Source organism: Ornithinimicrobium sp. (assembly GCF_035267225.1).
In the GTDB taxonomy this organism is placed as follows: Bacteria; Actinomycetota; Actinomycetes; order Actinomycetales; family Dermatophilaceae; genus Ornithinicoccus.
Genome location: NZ_DATFMA010000100.1, coordinates 1 through 17,401, shown reverse-complemented (window position 1 = coordinate 17,401; position 17,401 = coordinate 1). Strand labels below are relative to the sequence as shown.

The 17,401-nt window shown below is 71.0% G+C and carries 19 protein-coding genes; 12 read left to right on the top strand and 7 right to left on the bottom strand.

Features of this window, described 5'->3' with window-relative positions:
• A partial coding sequence (locus VJ976_RS10215; RefSeq protein WP_324100115.1) for a hypothetical protein occupies window positions 1-252 on the bottom strand: 252 nt, incomplete at its 3' end.
• A 114-nt stretch (window positions 253-366) separates the two neighbouring features.
• Between VJ976_RS10215 and VJ976_RS10210 the strand changes: the two genes are divergently transcribed.
• The 10 genes from VJ976_RS10210 (at window position 367) to VJ976_RS10165 (ending at window position 10,657) form a co-directional block, all read left to right on the top strand.
• Window positions 367-1,143 (top strand): DUF4397 domain-containing protein, encoded by a 777-nt coding sequence (locus VJ976_RS10210; protein ID WP_324100114.1) that lies wholly within the window; start codon window positions 367-369, stop codon window positions 1,141-1,143.
• A complete protein-coding gene (locus VJ976_RS10205; RefSeq protein ID WP_324100113.1) occupies window positions 1,134-1,823 on the top strand; it encodes a class F sortase in 690 nt (229 codons plus the stop codon). Before VJ976_RS10210 ends, VJ976_RS10205 begins: the two co-directional genes overlap by 10 nt.
• 100 nt (window positions 1,824-1,923) lie before the next feature.
• The gene (locus tag VJ976_RS10200) at window positions 1,924-2,412 is read left to right on the top strand and encodes a DUF6069 family protein (protein WP_324100112.1); all 489 of its coding nucleotides are present in this window, start codon (window positions 1,924-1,926) and stop codon (window positions 2,410-2,412) included.
• Between the two features lie 7 nt (window positions 2,413-2,419).
• Window positions 2,420-4,126, top strand: coding sequence for an alkaline phosphatase D family protein (locus VJ976_RS10195; RefSeq protein ID WP_324100111.1), 1,707 nt, complete (start codon window positions 2,420-2,422; stop codon window positions 4,124-4,126).
• Between the two features lie 81 nt (window positions 4,127-4,207).
• Window positions 4,208-6,445: an aminodeoxychorismate synthase component I gene (gene pabB, locus VJ976_RS10190; protein ID WP_324100110.1), complete on the top strand. Its 2,238-nt coding sequence runs from the start codon at window positions 4,208-4,210 to the stop codon at window positions 6,443-6,445.
• A 110-nt stretch (window positions 6,446-6,555) separates the two neighbouring features.
• Window positions 6,556-7,245, top strand: a complete 690-nt coding sequence (locus VJ976_RS10185) for a nucleoside/nucleotide kinase family protein (RefSeq protein ID WP_324100109.1) — start codon at window positions 6,556-6,558, stop codon at window positions 7,243-7,245.
• 125 nt (window positions 7,246-7,370) lie between these two features.
• Window positions 7,371-8,594 carry a Na/Pi symporter gene (locus tag VJ976_RS10180; protein WP_324100108.1) on the top strand — a complete coding sequence of 408 codons (1,224 nt, stop codon included), beginning with the start codon at window positions 7,371-7,373 and terminating at the stop codon, window positions 8,592-8,594.
• 40 nt (window positions 8,595-8,634) lie between these two features.
• Window positions 8,635-8,892: a hypothetical protein gene (locus tag VJ976_RS10175; RefSeq protein ID WP_324100107.1), complete on the top strand. Its 258-nt coding sequence runs from the start codon at window positions 8,635-8,637 to the stop codon at window positions 8,890-8,892.
• 25 nt (window positions 8,893-8,917) lie between these two features.
• The gene (locus VJ976_RS10170; RefSeq protein ID WP_324100106.1) at window positions 8,918-9,382 is read left to right on the top strand and encodes an SRPBCC family protein; all 465 of its coding nucleotides are present in this window, start codon (window positions 8,918-8,920) and stop codon (window positions 9,380-9,382) included.
• Window positions 9,383-9,400: 18 nt separating this feature from the next.
• Complete coding sequence (locus VJ976_RS10165; protein WP_324100105.1) at window positions 9,401-10,657, top strand: geranylgeranyl reductase family protein; 1,257 nt, start codon at window positions 9,401-9,403, stop codon at window positions 10,655-10,657.
• Here VJ976_RS10165 and VJ976_RS10160 read toward each other — a convergent pair.
• Window positions 10,566-11,471, bottom strand: a complete 906-nt coding sequence (locus tag VJ976_RS10160) for an AraC family transcriptional regulator (RefSeq protein WP_324100104.1) — start codon at window positions 11,469-11,471, stop codon at window positions 10,566-10,568. The two genes, VJ976_RS10165 and VJ976_RS10160, sit on opposite strands and share 92 nt — an antisense overlap.
• Window positions 11,472-11,520: 49 nt before the next feature.
• Here VJ976_RS10160 and VJ976_RS10155 point away from each other — a divergent pair, with 49 nt between their 5' ends.
• Window positions 11,521-11,949: a DUF2000 domain-containing protein gene (locus VJ976_RS10155; protein WP_324100103.1), complete on the top strand. Its 429-nt coding sequence runs from the start codon at window positions 11,521-11,523 to the stop codon at window positions 11,947-11,949.
• A 17-nt stretch (window positions 11,950-11,966) separates the two neighbouring features.
• Here VJ976_RS10155 and VJ976_RS10150 read toward each other — a convergent pair whose 3' ends face one another.
• The 4 genes from VJ976_RS10150 to VJ976_RS10135 all read right to left on the bottom strand — a co-directional run bounded on the left by VJ976_RS10150 (window position 11,967) and on the right by VJ976_RS10135 (window position 15,930).
• The gene (locus VJ976_RS10150; protein ID WP_324100102.1) at window positions 11,967-13,298 is read right to left on the bottom strand and encodes an aspartate aminotransferase family protein; all 1,332 of its coding nucleotides are present in this window, start codon (window positions 13,296-13,298) and stop codon (window positions 11,967-11,969) included.
• Window positions 13,291-14,823: a CoA-acylating methylmalonate-semialdehyde dehydrogenase gene (locus tag VJ976_RS10145; protein WP_324100101.1), complete on the bottom strand. Its 1,533-nt coding sequence runs from the start codon at window positions 14,821-14,823 to the stop codon at window positions 13,291-13,293. Before VJ976_RS10145 ends, VJ976_RS10150 begins: the two co-directional genes overlap by 8 nt.
• A 64-nt stretch (window positions 14,824-14,887) precedes the next feature.
• Window positions 14,888-15,622 carry a potassium channel family protein gene (locus VJ976_RS10140; RefSeq protein WP_324100100.1) on the bottom strand — a complete coding sequence of 245 codons (735 nt, stop codon included), beginning with the start codon at window positions 15,620-15,622 and terminating at the stop codon, window positions 14,888-14,890.
• A gap of 116 nt (window positions 15,623-15,738) precedes the next feature.
• Complete coding sequence (locus tag VJ976_RS10135; RefSeq protein WP_324100099.1) at window positions 15,739-15,930, bottom strand: helix-turn-helix transcriptional regulator; 192 nt, start codon at window positions 15,928-15,930, stop codon at window positions 15,739-15,741.
• Window positions 15,931-16,109: 179 nt separating this feature from the next.
• On the opposite strand from VJ976_RS10135, the gene VJ976_RS10130 reads away from it, so the two are divergent.
• Entirely contained in the window at window positions 16,110-16,877 is a 768-nt protein-coding gene (locus tag VJ976_RS10130; RefSeq protein WP_324100098.1) for a glucose 1-dehydrogenase, read from the top strand.
• Between the two features lie 287 nt (window positions 16,878-17,164).
• Here VJ976_RS10130 and VJ976_RS10125 read toward each other — a convergent pair.
• Window positions 17,165-17,401: hypothetical protein (locus VJ976_RS10125; RefSeq protein WP_324100097.1), on the bottom strand; the 237-nt coding region annotated here is incomplete at its 5' end.

Below are 17,401 nucleotides of genomic sequence, written 5' to 3'. Positions count from 1 at the left end.
CGAGGGCGAGACGACCATCACGATGCCGGGCCCGGCGAGCTCGGGCACGCCCTGGGCTTCCTCCTCACTCTCACGCTGCTCGGCTTCCGGCGCGGGAGTGACAGGGGCGTCCGGTGCGGTGGCCGTCGCCCGTGCTGTGGGCTCCTCACCGTCGGGCGCGACCAAGGGGTAGGTCACCGCGGCGGCCAGAAAGGTGCAGACGACGACGACCCCGATGACGCGGCGCAGAAGCCGATGCGGTTCCTGACGCACGTCTCACCCTTCTCGTGCCGAACGACAGCGGTACGACACCGAATGTCTCTCGCGAAGGTATCCTTTTCCTCGTCCCTGCGTAAAAAAGGTCAAGACTGGTCTAGGAGATTCCCTGTGAGTATCGGCCGCCCCACCGTGACCATTGCCTGCGGCTCCGCCCTGGCCGTCGGGCTCGCCGGGGCCGTCGCCGCGCCCGCCACCGCGCAGGACGACGAGGTGACCCTCTACGTGGTGCAGGGCCTGCCGGGCGAGGAGGTGGACGTCAGCGTCGACGGGGAGACCCTCGCGAAGGATGTCCAGGCGGCCGAGGTCGCCGGGCCGTTCACCGTGTCGCCCGGGGAGAGAACCTGGACCTTCACGGACGGCGACGATGAGGTACTCGTGGAGAACACCGTGAGCGCCTCCGCCGGCGACAGCTCCGACGTGGTGCTGCACCTGCCCGCGGACGCCGGCGGAGACCCCGTCCTGACGGTGTACCAGAACGACCTCTCGGCGGTGCCGGAGGGCAAGGCCTCCGTCACGGTGGCCCACACGGCCGCCGTGCCACCCGCGGACATCGTGGTCGACGACGAGGTGCTGTTCGCCAACGTGGCCAACGGGGAGTCCCTCAGCCTGGTGGTGCCGGCCGACACCTACACGGTGCAGATCGTGCCCACGGGCGAGCGCGAGCCGGTGCTGCTCGGGCCGCTGGACCTCCCGGTCGAAGGCGGGTCGCTGAACCGGGTGTTCGCGGTGGGTGCACCGGAGGCCGACTCGATGAACGTGGTCACCCACGTCATCGACGTCGACGAGGAGGGGTCGGAGAAGCCGGAGGTGGTCAACACGGGCACCGGAGGTCAGGTCGCCGCCCTGACCCGGCTGGTGCAGGCGTTCACCGGGTGGTGGCGCTGAGCCGGCGCCCTGTCGGCTCGAGGCGGCTCGCGGCGACGGTGCTGGCGGCCGCCGTGGCGCTGAGCGCCGCCTGCGGCGCCGAACCGGGGGCGGCGACGGACACCGAGGACTCCGCAGATGAGTCGAGGAGCTCAGCGGAGCGTGGCGACGCAGGCAGCCGCACCACGGCGCCCCGAGGTGGACCTGACGACGCGCGGCGCGGCACCAACGCCCCCAGCCAGCGAGTCCGCTTCCGGCCCGAGGAGCTGTCGCTGCCGGGAGGGTCGACGGCGCCGGTCTCGCCGGTCTCGACCGCACGGGGAGAGCTCGTGGTGCCGGAGGACGTGGACCGCCTCGGCTGGTGGGACGGCGGGGCCTACGCCGGGGACCCCTTCGGCTCGACGGTCGTCGCCGGCCACATCGACTCCGCGGAGCAGGGCATGGGCTACTTCGGCCAGCTGTTGGACCTGGAGGTCGGCGACGAGGTCACCGTCCGGGGGGACGGTGCGACGCTCACCTACCGGGTGAGCGAGACGGCGCTCATCAACAAGGACGCGCTGGTCTCGGACAGTGCTGCCTTCGACCAGACCGGGGAGCACCGGCTGGCGCTCATCACCTGCTGGGGGCGCTGGCGCCCCGAGGTGTCCAGCTACGAGAGCAACTACGTGGTCACCGGCACGCCCGTCGGTCTGGCGCGCTAGCCGAGTGACCTCCGAAAAGGCCTCGTCGGCCGAAGCCGGGGCGTAGCATCGCTGGCAACCGCGGCCAGAGGGGGCGCGATGAGAGTGTGCAAGGAGTGCTGTGAGCTACGAATCCTACGAACCGCCTCGGGGTGGCTCGCCGGACAGCGGCGTGAGCGTCAACGCCGTCCGGTTGTGGAGTGGGGGTGCGGCTACCGCGGGAGTGGCGGCGCTGGTTGCGGTGATCGGCGTCATGATCGCTCGCGACATTCTCGGCTTCGACCTCTACGGGCCGGCCCTCCTGCTCACCGTCTCCGGCTCGATCGGCACCGACTACGTCATCACCGCCGCCGCGCTGGCGTTGGCCGGGACCGGCTTGGCTCACGCGTTGGCCGTGAGCACGCCGCGACCGCAGGCCTTCTTCAGCTGGATCGTGGGCCTGCTGACCCTCGCCGCCGTCGTGGTCCCGTTCGCCCAGGACGCGCTCCTGGCCAGCCAGATCTCGGTGGCCACCATCAACCTGGTCATCGGGCTGTCGATCGGCTCGCTGCTGTCCACGGTGCTGGCCCGGACGGTCTACGACGCCGACGGCTCATGGCAACGACGTTGAGACGGCCGTGACTCCCAGCCTGGTGCTGGGCCCCGTGGTCCGTCACGTCGACGAGGACACGGCAGCGGTCTGGGTGCAGACCAGCGATGCCGCGGAGGTCACGGTCCTGCTCGAGGGTCACGACCACGGCTGGAGCACGCGGACCTTCGCGGTACACGGCCACCACTACGCGCTGGTCGAGGTGACCGGGCTCGCCGCCGGCACGGACGCGGCGTACCGGGTCGAGGTGGACGGTACGACTGTGTGGCCACTGGAGGACGAGCATCGGGTGGGGCCGCCGAGCCGGCTGCGGACCCTACGGCCGGGCGACTCGCTGCGGATGGCCTTCGGCTCGTGCCGCACCAGCGTCCCGCACGACGCCGCCGGGCACCGCCGGCACGGCGTCGACGCCCTGCGCACGTACGGCATCGCCCTCGCCCAGTCACCGACCGCCCCGGCCTGGCCGGAGGTGATGCTGCTCCTCGGCGACCAGATCTACGCGGACGAGACGAGCGAGGCGATGCGCGACTTCATCGCCTCCCGCCGCTCACTGGAAGAACCGCCGGGGGAGGAGCTGAAGGACTTCGCGGAGTACGCGCACCTGTACAGCCTGGCGTGGGGTGAGCCGTGGCTCCGGTGGCTGTTCTCCTGCCTGCCGACCCTGATGATCTTCGACGACCACGACGTCCGGGACGACTGGAACACCTCCTGGGCCTGGCGCGAGCACATGGAGACCTTGCCGTGGTGGCACGGACGCATCGTGGCCGCGCTCGCCTCCTACTGGGTCTACCAGCACCTGGGCAACCTGTCGCTCGACGAGCGGTCGCGCGACGAGATCTGGCGGGTGCTGCAGGAACGCCAGGCCGAGACCGACGAGGAGGTCGACCTGAGCGAGGTGCTGGACGACTTCGCGGCCCGGGTGGACCAGAAGCCGCAGACCTACCGCTGGTCCTTCGCCCGGGACGTGGGCGACTGCAAGCTGGTGGTGATCGACTCGCGCGCGGCCCGCGTGCTCGAGCCCGGCCACCGCACGATGCTGGACGAGCCCGAGATGGCCTGGTTGGACGAACAGGTGCGGGGCGGTCATCGCCACCTCTTCATCGGCACCTCCCTGCCCTTCCTGCTCCCCGCCGGGCTGCACCACCTCGAGGCATGGAACGAGGCGCTCGCTGCAGGCGGCTGGGGCCGGCGCGCGGCCCGCGTGGCGGAGAAGCTGCGGTGGGACATCGACCTCGAGCACTGGGCCGCCTTCCAGGACGGTTTCCAGCGGGTCAGCCGCATGGTCACCGAGGTGGCAGACGGCCAGCGCGGCCCCACCCCCGCCACCGTGACGTTCCTGTCCGGAGACGTCCACCACTCCTACGTCGCCGAGGTCGAGGGCCACCGCGAAGGACGCAGCCGGATTCTGCAGCTGGTCTGCTCACCCATCCGCAACCCGCTTCCGCGAGCCATCCGGGCGGCGACCGCCCTGCTCGCCCACCGCGTCGCGCGGTCGCTCGGGGCCTTCGTGGCCCGGACCGCCAACGCCCCGGAGCCGCCGTGGCAGTGGAACACCATCGAAGGCCCCTGGTACGACAACAACCTGGCCATCGCCGAGGTCCGCGGGGACGAGCTCGAGGTCACCTGGTGGTGTGGGCGGCTGGTCGGCGAGGACTACCCCCAGCTCGCCCAGGTCGCACGCTTCGCCCCCGCGCCCGCCGTGACTGCCTCGTCGGCCCCGACCGGGGACCGCTGACTGCCGACTATCCGACACGGACCCGAGCCCGCCGAGAGGGACGCGGTTGGAGGTTGCGCCGCGGACGGAGAGAATGCGTCGATGGAGCGTGCCCCTCGGGTGCTGCTGATCGACAACATCGACAGCTTCACCTTCAACGTGGCGGACCTGGTGCACCGAGTCACCGGCACGGCTCCGACGGTATGGCGACACGACCACCCGGTGCCGGCGGCACACTCGTGGTGGAGCGACTTCGACGCCATCGTCATCGGCCCGGGCCCGGGCGCGCCCAGCGTCGCCTCCGACATGGGCCTGTCCCTCTCCGCGCTGCAGCAACGGAGCGTGCCGGTGCTGGGGGTGTGCCTGGGCCATCAAGGGATCGGGTACGACGCGGGCTACCCCGTCACCCCGATGACCCGCCCCCGGCACGGCATCATCTCGCCGGTACGCCACGACGGCACGGGGCTGTTCGCAGGGCTGCCGTGCCCGTTGAGCGTCGTGCGCTACCACTCGCTGGCGCTGGCCCCAGAGTTCGAGCCCCACCCCGAGGACACGCTGAGCGCCGTCGCCTGGGCGGAGGATGACGAGGCGGTCATGGCGCTCGCCGATCCGGCGAAGCGCCGCTGGGGGGTGCAGTTCCATCCCGAGTCGGTGCGCACTGAACACGGCGAGCGCCTGGTGAGCAACTTCTTCGCCGTGGCGGGCCTGGCCCTGCCTGCCCCCGCCATGCCCCTCGACCGGCCCGGCGAGGAAGGTCGCGTGCACGAGGCCGTGGCCCTGGGGGACGTGCTGCAGGCCCACCCTCCCGGCCGAGAGGAGCCCGTGGCGCTGGGTCTGGACTGGCGACGCTGGCCGGGCCCCGTCTCCGCCGCGGCGCTGCACGGTCGGCTGTTCCCGCCGACGGCCGGCTCCGTCCCCTCGGTGTGGTTGGACTCCTCGAACGAGATGGGCGTCTCGGTCATGGCCGACCCGTCCGGTCCGCTGGGGTACACCCTGGAGCATCGCGTGGGAGAGGGCACGACGATCTCGACCGGTGAGCACCGTCCGGGCGTTCTGTGGGACACCCTCGAGGCGCTGCTGTCGCGCGTGCGGCTGGAGGAGGCCCCCGGCGTCGCCGAGTCCTTGCCCTTCGCCTTCCGCCCTGGTTTCGTGGGCTACTTCGGCTACGAGCTCAAGGCGGAGACCGGTGGCGCTGCCGCCCACCGGGCCCAGCACCCCGACGCCTGGCTGGCTTTCGTGGACCGGGCCGTGGTGCTCGACCACGCGACCGGCGACGTGGTGGCCCTGGCGTTGGTCGACGAGCGGACCGGGGCTGCGCAGCGCGCCTGGATGGCGTCGGTGGGCGAGGCGGTGCACGACGTCCGGGACGCCCCGGACGTCCCGCGCGTGGCCGAGCCCACGCCTACGCCCACGCCGGGGGGCCAGCACGAGCGGGACGAGGACGAGCGGCTCGTCGCCCGCACCGGACGGCACAGCCAGGCCCAGTACCACGCGCTCATCGCCCAGGCCCAGCAGTCGATCCGGGCCGGGGACAGCTACGAGGTGTGTCTGACCAACGACATGACCTGGCCGTGGGAGGTCCACGAGGACCGCGCATACGCCGCGATACGGCAGGCCACGCCGGTTCCGCACGGGGCGTGGCTGCGCTGCGGCGCGTTCTCGGTGCTCAGCGCCTCGCCTGAGCGCTTCGTCTCGGTCTCGCCGGACGGGCTGGTCCAGGCGGAGCCGATCAAGGGCACCCGAGCCCGTCACGCCGACCACGACGTCGACGCTCGGGCCGCGTCGGAGCTCGCCACCGACGACAAGGAGCGCGCCGAGAACCTGATGATCGTCGACCTCCTGCGCAACGACCTGCACCGGGTGTGCCGGGCCGGCTCGGTGAGCGTTCCGGCACTGTTCGAGGTCCGCAGCTGGGCGACGGTGCACCAGCTCGTGTCGGTGGTGACCGGGTCGCTGACCCCGGGGATGGGGGCGGTGGACGTGTTGCGGGCCTGCTTCCCGGGCGGCTCGATGACCGGGGCCCCCAAGGTGCGCACGATGGAGCTGTTGGACGACCTGGAGGCCGGCCCGCGCGGCATCTACTCCGGGGCGATCGGCTGGCTGGGGGTGAACGGGGCGATGGACACCTCGATCGTCATCCGCAGTGTCGTCCTGCAGACCGCCGGCCCGCAGGCCGGGAAGGCGACGTTCGGGGTGGGCGGCGCGATCACGGCTCTGTCCGACCCGGACGCGGAGTACGCCGAGACCCTGCTCAAGGCACGGGGAGTTGCGGCGGCCCTGCGCCGGGCCCACCAACCGGGCTCGGAACTCGGGGGAGACGGCGGGTGCGTGACGCCGTAGGATCGGCGCGACCCAGGCCCCCGACGCAGAGGGCCGCGACCACGAGGAGTACCTCCGATGACTCGTGTCCGACGCTCGTCCGACAGCGCTCACGTCAAGAGCCCTCGCTCGTGAGCGCCGCACCCAGCACTCTCGACGAGCTGGTCGACCGGGCCGCCGGGCTGGTCCACGAGGGCGGCCGTACCGTCCTCGGCGTGGTCGGAGCGCCGGGGTCCGGCAAGTCGACCCTGGTCGACGCGCTGGTGGAGCAGCTGCTCACACTGCCCAGCCCGACGGGCGACAACGAGGAGCCGTGGGTCGTGGGTTTGCCCATGGACGGCTTCCATCTCTCGAACGCCCGGCTCGAGGAGCTCGGCCTGTCCGATCGCAAGGGCGCGCCCGAGACCTTCGACGCGTGGGGGTTCGCCGCCCTGATGGCGCGGCTCACCGATCCCGACGAGGCCGACCACACGGTCTACTCGCCGAGCTTCGAGCGCGAGATCGAGGAACCGGTGGCCGGTGCGGTCGCGGTGTCGCCAGCGGCCCGGCTCGTCATCACCGAGGGGAACTACCTGTTGCTCGAGGACCCGCCCTGGGAGGCCGCGCGCAGGCAGCTGGCCGAGGTGTGGATGTGTGACACCGAGGAGGAGCGTCGGATGAGGCAGCTCATCGCACGCCACGAGCGGTTCGGGATGGAGCCCGACGCGGCTCGTGACTGGGCCCAGGGGCCCGACCAGTCCAACGCCGACCTGGTCCTGGCCGCCGCTCATCGCGCCGACGTCCGCATCGGTGAGGAGCTCCTGCTCGCCTGCGGTGAATAGCGCGCGGGTGGCCGGCGAACACTGGGCGAACACTGCGCCGTACGCCCCGCTGGCGGTGGTGAGCAGGGTGTCAGCGCTTCTAGCGTGAGCGCGTCATCCGTCAGCTCACGCGTCAGGAACCTTCAATGCCCGCTGCGTCCGACCAGCAGAGCCAGCCCGAGGAGGAGAGTCTCTCCGCCCTGCCCGGCCCGGCCGACGTCGAGCTCGACGTCGATGCCGAGCCCGACCTCACGACCCGCCAGAAATGGCTCCGGTGGGTCGCGGTCGCCTTCCTTTTCTATGGCCTGGTCGCCTCGATCGACATCATCGGTGACGGCTTCAAGGCGGCGACCGGTGCGCAGGCCGAGCAGCTGTTCTCCTACGCCGAGAACCCGATGGTCGGGCTCATCATCGGGGTGCTGGCCACCACCCTGATCCAGTCGTCCTCGACGACTACGTCGATCGTGGTGGGTCTGGTCGCCGGTGGCCTCCCGGTCTCCATCGCCGTGCCGATGATCATGGGCGCCAACATCGGCACCACGGTGACCAACACTCTCGCCAGCCTGGGCACGGTGGGGCAGCGCGAGCCCTTCCGCCGCGCCTTCGCGGCGGCCACGGTGCACGACTTCTTCAACGTGCTCGCCGTCGCGATCTTCTTGCCTCTGGAGATCATGACCGGCTTCTTGGCGGAGACCGCCGGTCGGCTGGCCGGGTTCTTCGAGGGCACCTCGGGGGCCGACACGGACGACGCGGACATCATCGGCATGGCGACCGCGCCGGTGGTGGAGGCGGCCACCGGTCTGACGGGCCTGTTCAGCGGCGGCGTGGCCCAGGGCGTCGCGCTGGCGGTGCTGGGAGCGGCCGGGATCCTCGTCGTGGTGCGCTTGCTCGGAATGGTGCTCGGCCAGCTCATGGTGGGCCGGGCGAGGATGCTGCTGCACCGGAGCGTGGGCCGCGGCCCGCTGTCCGGCATGACGGCGGGGGTCGGGGTGACCGTGCTGGCGCAGTCATCCTCGGTCACGACCTCGCTCATGGTGCCCCTGGCCGCGGCGGGCACGATGACGCTCAAGCAGATCTATCCGTACACCCTGGGCGCGAACATCGGCACCACCATGACCGCCCTGGTGGCCTCGCTGGCCGCGACGGAGCACGCGGACGAGGCGTTGACCATCGCCCTGGTGCACCTGTTGTTCAACCTCTTCGCCACCGTGCTCATCTACGGGGTCCCGTTCCTGCGCCGGCTGCCGTTGCTGGGCGCCCAGGCGCTCGCCGACCTGGCCACGGTCAACAAGTGGTACGTCGTGGTGTGGGTGCTGGGCGTGTACCTCTGCCTGCCGGGCCTCGTCGTGCTGGCCACGATCACGTTCTAGGTCGGCGTCCGTCCACACTGTCAGCCAGAGAGGAGCTCCCGTGAGCGACCAGGAACACCCCGAGGACATGGACTTCGACGCGATGTCCGAGGACGAGCTGAGCCAGATGCTCGGAGAGGCCGAACGGGCGCTGCGTGACATTCGGCGCGAGCTGCACGAGCGCCGGATGATGGAGCACGCCGGCCTCGAGGTCGAGATGCCCCGGCAGGACCTCAACGAGGCTCGGGGCAGGTGGGCGCACTTCTTCGAGTTCGTGCGGCACCTCACGGCCGAGCGCGAGGGGCCGTCCTCACCCTGAGAAGCCCGGGGGATATCGTCACCGGATGAGTTCTGCCACCGTGACATCCGTGGACGCAGGCCCTCGTGCCGTCGCCCGTCAGGCCCTCGTCGCTGCTCCCCCGCCGGAGATCTTCGCCCTGGTCGCAGACCCCAGGCGGCACGGCGAGCTGGACGGTTCGGGCACGGTGCGGGACAAGGTCAGCACGCCGGAGCGGCTCGAGGTGGGCTCGCAGTTCACCGTGGCGATGAAGCAGTACGGTCTTCCCTACTCGATCACCTCCACCGTCACCGCGCACGAGCCCGACCGGCTCATCGAGTGGAGACATCCGATGGGGCACCGCTGGCGCTGGGAGCTGACCCCCCAGGAGGACGGCACGACCCTGGTGACGGAGATCTTCGACTACAGCCGCGCCCGGTCTCCGCGCGCCATCGAGGTGTTCCGCTTTCCCGCGAAGAACGGCGCCGGCATCTCCTCGACGCTCGAGGCGCTCGTCGCTCGTTTCGCCTGACCTGGGACAATGAAGGGTGTGAGTGTCCCCGAGTCCGCCGCTGCCCTGCCCGACCAGACTGATGTCCTGGTGGTGGGCGCTGGCCCTGCCGGTTCCGCGGCCGCGGCATGGTCGTCGAGGCTGGGTCACGACGTGGTGCTGGCCGACGCAGCGACGTTCCCCCGCGACAAGAGCTGCGGCGACGGCCTCACCCCGCGGGCGGTCGCCGAGCTGGAGCGTCTCGACCTGGCCGACTGGGTGCGGGGGCACGTGGTCAACCGCGGCCTTCGCGCTCACGGCTTCGGCCAGACGCTGGAGCTGCCGTGGCCCGGCGGCTCGCTGCCCGACCACGGGTCCGCCGTGCCGCGCACCGAGCTGGACGACCACCTCCGCTCGGCGGCCCTGGGATCCGGGGCCACCGGGATGCAGGGGGCCCGGGCCGTCGATGTCGTTCGTGACGGGGACCGCGTCGGGGGCGTGGTCTTCGACACCGGTGGCACACGGCATACGGTGGCCTGCCGCCAGCTGGTGGTGGCCGACGGGGTGCGCTCCCAGCTGGGACGGGTGCTGGGCCGCACCTGGCACCGCGAGACGGTCTACGGGGTGGCGGGTCGGGCCTACGTCGACTCCACCCGCTCGCAGGACCCGTGGATCTCCTCACACCTGGAGCTGCGGGGGATGCAGGGGGAGCTACTGTCGGGCTACGGCTGGATCTTCCCGCTCGGCGACGGCGAGGTGAACATCGGCGTGGGCACCCTGGCGACGTCCAAGCGCCCTGCGGGCATCCAGCTCCGTCCGTTGATGCAGTTCTACGCGGACGCGCGGGCCCCGGAGTTCGGGCTCTCCGGCCCGCTACGCGCGCCCACCTCGGCGCTGCTGCCCATGGGCGGCGCGGTCTCCGGGGTGGCCGGGCCCAACTGGGCCCTGATCGGCGACGCCGCTGGCTGTGTGAACCCGCTGAACGGAGAGGGCATCGACTACGGGCTGGAGACCGGCCGGCTGGTGGCCCAGAGCATCCACGATCGCGAGCACCTCGGCACCGCTTGGCCCGCGCTGCTCACCCAGCACTACGGCGAGGCGTTCTCCATCGCGCGGCGCCTGGCCGGGCTGGTCACCGTGCCGAGGGTGCTCCCCGCACTGGGGCCGATCGGCATGCGCTCGCGCTGGATGATGACGCTGGCCCTGCGCTGGATGGGCAACCTCGTCACCGAGGAGGACCGGGATGTCGCCGCCCGCCTGTGGCGTCTGGCCGGCCGCGGGTCGGTCCGGCTCGACCATCGGCCGCCCTTCCGTTGACGGCGCGAGCGAAGCGGCCCGGGGTCACGCCCAGCAGTCGGCGGAAGTGCCGGGTGAGGTGAGCCTGGTCGAAGAACCCGGACTCGGCTGCCGCGTCGGCGACGCTGGCCCCTTCCACGAGCTTCCTGCGTGCGATCTCGAGCCGCCGTCCGACCAGGTACCGGTGCGGCGACATCCCGACCTCGCGCCGGAAGGCCCGCACCAGGGCCGCCGCCGTGGAGTCCAGCTCACCGGCCGCTTCGGCCAGCGTCAGACCCTCCACGGTTCTGTCGTCGAGCATCTCACGCAACCGGCTCGCGCGACTGGCGCTCCCGTGGTCCTTGACAGCGACAAGGCCAGAGCCGGAGCTGCCCCAGCGCGCCACGAGACGCTGCGCGACGAGCGCGAGGCGTTCCTCGGCGTCGAGCGTGTCCAGACCGCCCGCGCAGGCCACCAGAGCGCGATGCAGGTCCGTCACCTCACGGAGCAGCTGGGTGTCGGTCTCGAGAGGCATCTCCAGCACCTTGTCGAGGCGGACACCCTCCAACACCTCGGGCTCGAGGTAGAGCACGCGCTTGCGGAACCCCGCGTCGCCGGCGCCCTCGCCGTCGTGCGGCACGTCGGGAGGCAGCAGGGTGACGGCGGCCGGGGGAGCCACCCGCTCGGTCTTCTCCAGGCGGTAGACCACTGCGCCTTCGTCGATGACCAACAGCGTCCACGCGGCATGGGTGTGCATCGGATAGGCGTGCGAACGCGCAGGGAAATGGGCCTTCAGGACCTCCCGCACTCCCGGAACGCCCGGACGCGCAAGCTGGAAGACAGGGGCCTGGGGCATGTCAACAACGTACAAGCGCACGGCGTCGGCACCAGCGCACGATGTCACCGTGGATGACCCTCTCGTGCCCCCTTTCGACACCAAGATCGCCATCGTCGTCCGCGGCGACCTCCCCACGTGGCAGCGGCTCAACGTGACCGCCTTTCTGGCCAGCGGGATCGCCGCCGAGTGCCCGCACCTGGTCGGTCGGCCGTACGCCGACGCCGACGGGACCGCCTACCTGGCGCTGCTCGGCATGCCGGTCCTCATCTTCGAGGGCTCGGGGTCCGTGCTGACCACCGCGCGCGAACGGGCCCTGCGTCGCGGGCTGCCGCTGGCGGTGTTCACCTCACAGATGTTCGCCACCGGCCACGACGCCGCCAACCGGGGGGCCGTCGAGGCGGTTCCCGGAGACGAGCTCGACCTCGTGGGGGTCGCCCTCCACGGGCCCAGAAACGGCGTCGACAAGGTCGTCAAGGGGGTGAGCCTGCACCCGTGACCCCTCACACGGGAGCCTCAGGTCGCTGCGTTACGGGCTTCGTCGAGGGCCTCGTCCAGGATCGAGATACCGCTACGGGCCTCCTCGGCGGAGATGGTCAGCGGTGGTACGACGTGCAGCCGGTTGAAGTTCACGAAGGGCAGCAGACCACGGCTGACACACCCCTGGGTGAGGGCTGCCATCTCCGGGCTCGTGCCTCCGTAGGGGGCCAGCGGCTCGCGCGTCTCGCGGTCACGCACGAGCTCGAGCGCCCAGAACGCCCCGGCTCCTCGCACCTCCCCGACCCACTCGTGCCGTGAGGCCAGCTCGGCCAGGCCGGGCCCGATCACCTCGGCACCGAGGCGGTCGGCCTGGCCCACGACGTCCTCGTCCTCCATCGTCTCGATGGTGGCCACGGCTGCGGCACAGGCCAGCGTGTGCCCGGAGTAGGTGAGGCCGCCCGGGTAGGGCCGGTCGGCGAACGTGGCCGCGACCGCATCGCTGATCGCCACCCCACCGAGCGGGACGTACCCCGAGGTGACGCCCTTGGCGAAGGTGAGCAGGTCGGGAACGACATCGCCGCCGTGCTCGATCGAGAACCAGCGCCCAGAGCGCCCGAAGCCGGCCATCACCTCGTCCGCGATGAGCAGCATGCCGTGGCGGTCGCACAGCTCGCGTACCCCGCGCAGGTAGCCCTCCGGCGGCACCATGATCCCGCTCGTGCCGGGGATCGGCTCCAGGATGACCGCAGCGATCGTGCTCGGGCCCTCCATCTCGATGACCTCGCGCAGATGCTGCAGGGCCCGTTCGCACTCTTCGGCCTCGGTGGTGGCGTGGAAGTGGCTGCGGTAGAGGAAGGGGCCGAAGAAGTGGACCGTGCCCTGGGAGGCGGTGTCGTTCGGCCAGCGTCGCGGCTCCCCGGTGACGTTGACGGCCAGCTGGGTGCCGCCGTGGTAGGAGCGGTAGCGCGACAGCACCTTGGGTCGCCCGGTGTGCAGCCGGGCCATCCGGATGGCGTGCTCGTTGGCGTCGGCGCCAGCCGTGGTGAACAGGATGCGGTCCAGGTCACCGGGGGTGTGTGAGGCGATGAGTCGGGCCGCCTCCGAGCGCGCGAGCGTGGCGTGCGTCGGTGCGGCCGTGCACAGGGTCTCTGCCTGCCGTCGGATCGCCTCCACCACGCGTGGGTGCTGATGACCCAGGTTGGTGTAGACGAGCTGGGAGGTGAAGTCGAGCAGGCGCCGCCCCTGACCGTCCCACACGAAGGACCCCTCGGAACCGCTGATCACCATCGGGTCCAGCTTCGCCTGGGCGACCCAGGGCTTGAAGACGTGCCGCCGGTCGAGCTCGTAGGCGCGGTCGAGGTCAGTCATGGCGAGGGAACCCCAGCTCGAGGCCGCCTGCGGGGCGGGCAGACGGGTCGACCCAACGGCTGGTGACGACCTTGCCGCGGGTATAGAAGTGCACGCCCTCCGGCCCGTAGGCGTGCGAGTCACCGAACAGTGAACGCTTCCAGCCTCCGAAGGAGTAGAAGCCTGCCGGCACCGGGATGGGCACGTTGACGCCGACCATCCCGACCTCGACGTCGTCCTCGAACCGCCGGGCGGCGCCGCCGTCGTGGGTGAACACGGCCGTGCCGTTGCCGTAGGGGTTGGCGTTGACGAGAGCCACAGCCTCGGCGTATGTGTCGACCCGGACGACGCAGAGCACCGGGCCGAAGATCTCCTCGGTGTAGATCTCCATGTCCGGCCTCACGTGGTCGAAGAGGGTGGGCCCGAGCCAGAACCCGTCGGCCGCGCCGTCCGGTTTCACCCCACGTCCGTCCACCACGAGCCTGGCCCCCGCGCCCTCGCCTTCATCGACGAACGAGGCGACCCGGTCGCGGTGGGCGCGGGTGATCAGCGGCCCCATGTCCGGCGGGTCCTCACGGTCGGCGCTGCCGTCCCCGACCCGGATCCGCCGTGTGCGATCGGCGATACGGGCGACGAGGTCGTCGGCCACAGGGCCCACGGCGACCACCACACTGATGGCCATGCAGCGCTCGCCCGCGCTGCCGTATCCCGCGTTGACGGCCGCGTCTGCGGCCAGGTCGAGGTCGGCGTCCGGGAGCACGACCATGTGGTTCTTGGCCCCTCCGAGCGCCTGGACCCGCTTGCCGTGGGCAGCGGCTTCGGCGTAGACGTACTCGGCGATGGGAGTCGAGCCCACGAAGCTGACCGCGTCGACGTCGGGGCTGGCCAGGATCGTGTCGACGGCGGTCTTGTCGCCCTGCAGCACGTTGAACACCCCGTCGGGAAGCCCAGCCTCTTTCCACAGCTCGGCGAGCCACAGTGAGGCCGAAGGGTCCTTCTCACTCGGCTTGAGCACGACGGTGTTTCCGGCGGCGATGGCGATCGGGAAGAACCACATGGGCACCATGGCCGGGAAGTTGAACGGGCTGATGATGGCGGCCACGCCCACGGGTCTGCGGGTCGAGTGCACATCGACGCCGGTGGACACCCCGTGGGAGTGCCCACCCTTGAGCAGGTGGGAGATGCCGCAGGCGAGCTCGACGATCTCCTGCCCACGGCTGATCTCACCGAGCGCGTCAGAGTGCACCTTCCCGTGCTCGGCAGTGATGACGGTCGCGAGCTCCTCCCGTCGGGCGTGCAGCAGCTCACGGAAGGCGAACAGCACCTGCGTGCGACGGCTCAGGGAGGTGGCGGCCCACCCGGCGGCTGCGTCACGCGCTGCGGCGATGACCCGTTGGGCATCTTCCGTGCTGGCCAGCGCCACGCGACCGGCGACCTCCCCGGTGGCCGGGTTGGTGACGTCGGACCACCGTCCGCTGGACCCGTTGAGCCGCGCCCCGTTGGCCCAGTGGGTGATCGCTGACGTCTCGTGTCCTTCGCTGGCCATCCTCAGAATGTAGCGCCCGCTCGCCTCCTGCGCCGGGGCTCGGCCCAGGGTGGCACGGCGGGCGTCAGTGACCCTCCAGGCGCTTGATGCGAGTGTCGTGGTCGCGGATGAAGAGACTGACGAGCATGGCGACGAAGGTGACCAGGTAGATCTGACCGATGATCGCCAGAAAGTTGGACAACAGCCGGTGCGCCTCGGCCACGGGCGCCAGGTCTCCGTACCCCACCGTCGTCACCGTGGTCAGCGCGAAGTACATGTACGAGGTCGTCGGCTCCACCGACCCGAAGAAGTGCCCCGCCTCGATGTCGTTCAGCGTCAAGAAGACGTAGTAGAAGGCGATCGGGATGAGCAGGTAGGCCGAGATCGCGCCCAACAGGGTCCCCACCGTGACCTCTCGGTGCTGGACCAGGCGGCGCACGGTCACGACCGGCGCGAGGACGGCCAGCAGCAGGACCGCGATCGGTGCCGTGGCCAGCCGGCCAGGCTTGGGGGTGAACGCCGGGACCAGCTCGAGCACCACCAGCGCCACCAGGACCAGCACCCCCGCGCCGATGACGACATCGGCGCTGCGCTGCCACGGGCGGGCCACGCCGGCGGCTCGCATCGCCAACAGCATGGTGGCGCCGACCAGGACGGACGCGACGAGCGAGCCCGCCTCCGCCGCCGGGTCACGAAGCGGCTCGGACAGGTCCACCAGGCTGAGCAGCACCACCGTGGCGACGGTGAAGCCGAGCAGCAGCCCGAACCGGTCGACGTAGGGCGAGCCGTCGTCGAACAATGGCGGTAGGCGTCGGGTCATCGCAGTCCCCCAACCCCGTCCTGCTGCTCCACCAGTCACCCGCAAGGCATTCGGTGCCTCGGCCGTGGGAGAAGAATACTGTGAGCACGAGACCGAGGCGAGGCCGCCGACTCCTCTCATTGCCGCAGGACGGTGGCGGCCTGCCGGCGCGAAGAGACCCCGAGCTTGTCGAGCACGGCGGCGACATGGTGGTCCACCGTGCGCTCCGAGACGACGAGGCGCTCGGCGATCTGGCCGTTGGTCAGGCCCTGGACGAGCAGGACGCCTACACCGTCTCGGCGGAGCAGTCGCTCGTGGGAGAGAAACATGTCGACATTCATCGTCGAGCGACAGATGCCTGGTGCTGGTGGGCCCTGCACTGCCTCGTCGGTGCGGGGCCGACGCGTGCCAGCGGGTGTGACGCCGCGCCGGGTCGCATAGCGTGGGCCGCAGCGCCCGGTCAGCCACTGCCGCGGCGACGCGCCATCGAACACCTTGAGGAGCGCCCATGCCTGTACTGGAGAAGTTTCAGCTCGTCGACCGGGTGGCTGTGGTCACCGGCGGCAACCGGGGTCTGGGGCGGGCCTTCGCCCAGGCCTTGGGGGAGGCGGGGGCGATGGTCGCGATCGTCGCTCGAGGTCGTGAGGCGAACGAGGTGGCCGTCGAGGAGCTGACCCAGGCGGGCATCGGCGCCCGGGCGTACGAGGCGGATGTCGCTGACCGTGAGACGTTGGCGTCCGCCGCGGAGCAGATCATGTCCGACTTCGGGCGAGTGGACGTCTTGGTCAACAACGCCGGGACGGTGGTGCACAAACCGTCGCTGGAGGTCACCAAGGACGAGTGGGACACGGTGATGCGGGTCAACGTGGACGGCGTCTGGAACGGGTGCCAGATCTTCGGCGAATACATGGTGCAGGCCGGTCAGGGTTCGATCGTCAACGTCGGATCCATGTCGGCGCTGATCGTCAACCGGCCGCAGTGGCAGCCGGCCTACAACGCCTCGAAGGCGGCGGTGCACCACCTGTCCAAGTCCCTCGCCGCCGAGTGGGCGCCCCACGGGGTGAGGGTCAACGCCGTGGCCCCGGGCTACGTGCGCACCGACCTGTCTCCGGTGGACGACCCCGACCTCAAGCCGCGCTGGATCGACGACGCTCCGCAGCAGCGTGCCGCCGACCCGGAGGAGATCGCGCCGGCCGTGGTGTTCCTGGCCAGCCCGGCATCCTCGTTCGTGACCGGCGCGGAGCTGGTCATCGACGGCGGGTACACGGTGTTCTGAGGACGTGCCTCACGACGGCTCGTCCGCAGTTTCGCCCTGGCCAACGGCCAGGGGCAGCGCGACACCGGCGTCGCGCGCGGCATCGTTCAGCAGGGCTCGGGGCTGGGGTTGTAGCCCGTGACCCTGGCCAGCAGAAATGAGCTTGGTGGCGATAGGCAGACCCATGCCCCGAGACCGATGAGCCCGATGCGAGCCACGATGGCCGGTTCTTTCGGTCGGTTCCTGGCAGGGAAGCAGTGCCAGAGGGGCCCACCCTGGTCGTGCCTCGATGTCTCGGGTCGGGGCGCTCACCCTGCCCTCGGCTCTGGAGTTGCGGATCTGGAAGCCTCTTGCCCCGGCGTCGTCGCGGTGCGGAGGAGCGGGTGGTAGGCGAGCACGGCTAGGACCAGCGCAGCCACGGCGACCAGACAGAAGCCGGCGGCGAGGCCCGCCGCGGCTCCCGGTGCGCCCGTCAGCACCATCGCGACTCCCATGCCGGCCACCGAGGAGGCCAGCAGCGCGCACCATCCGACCATGGGGGCCAG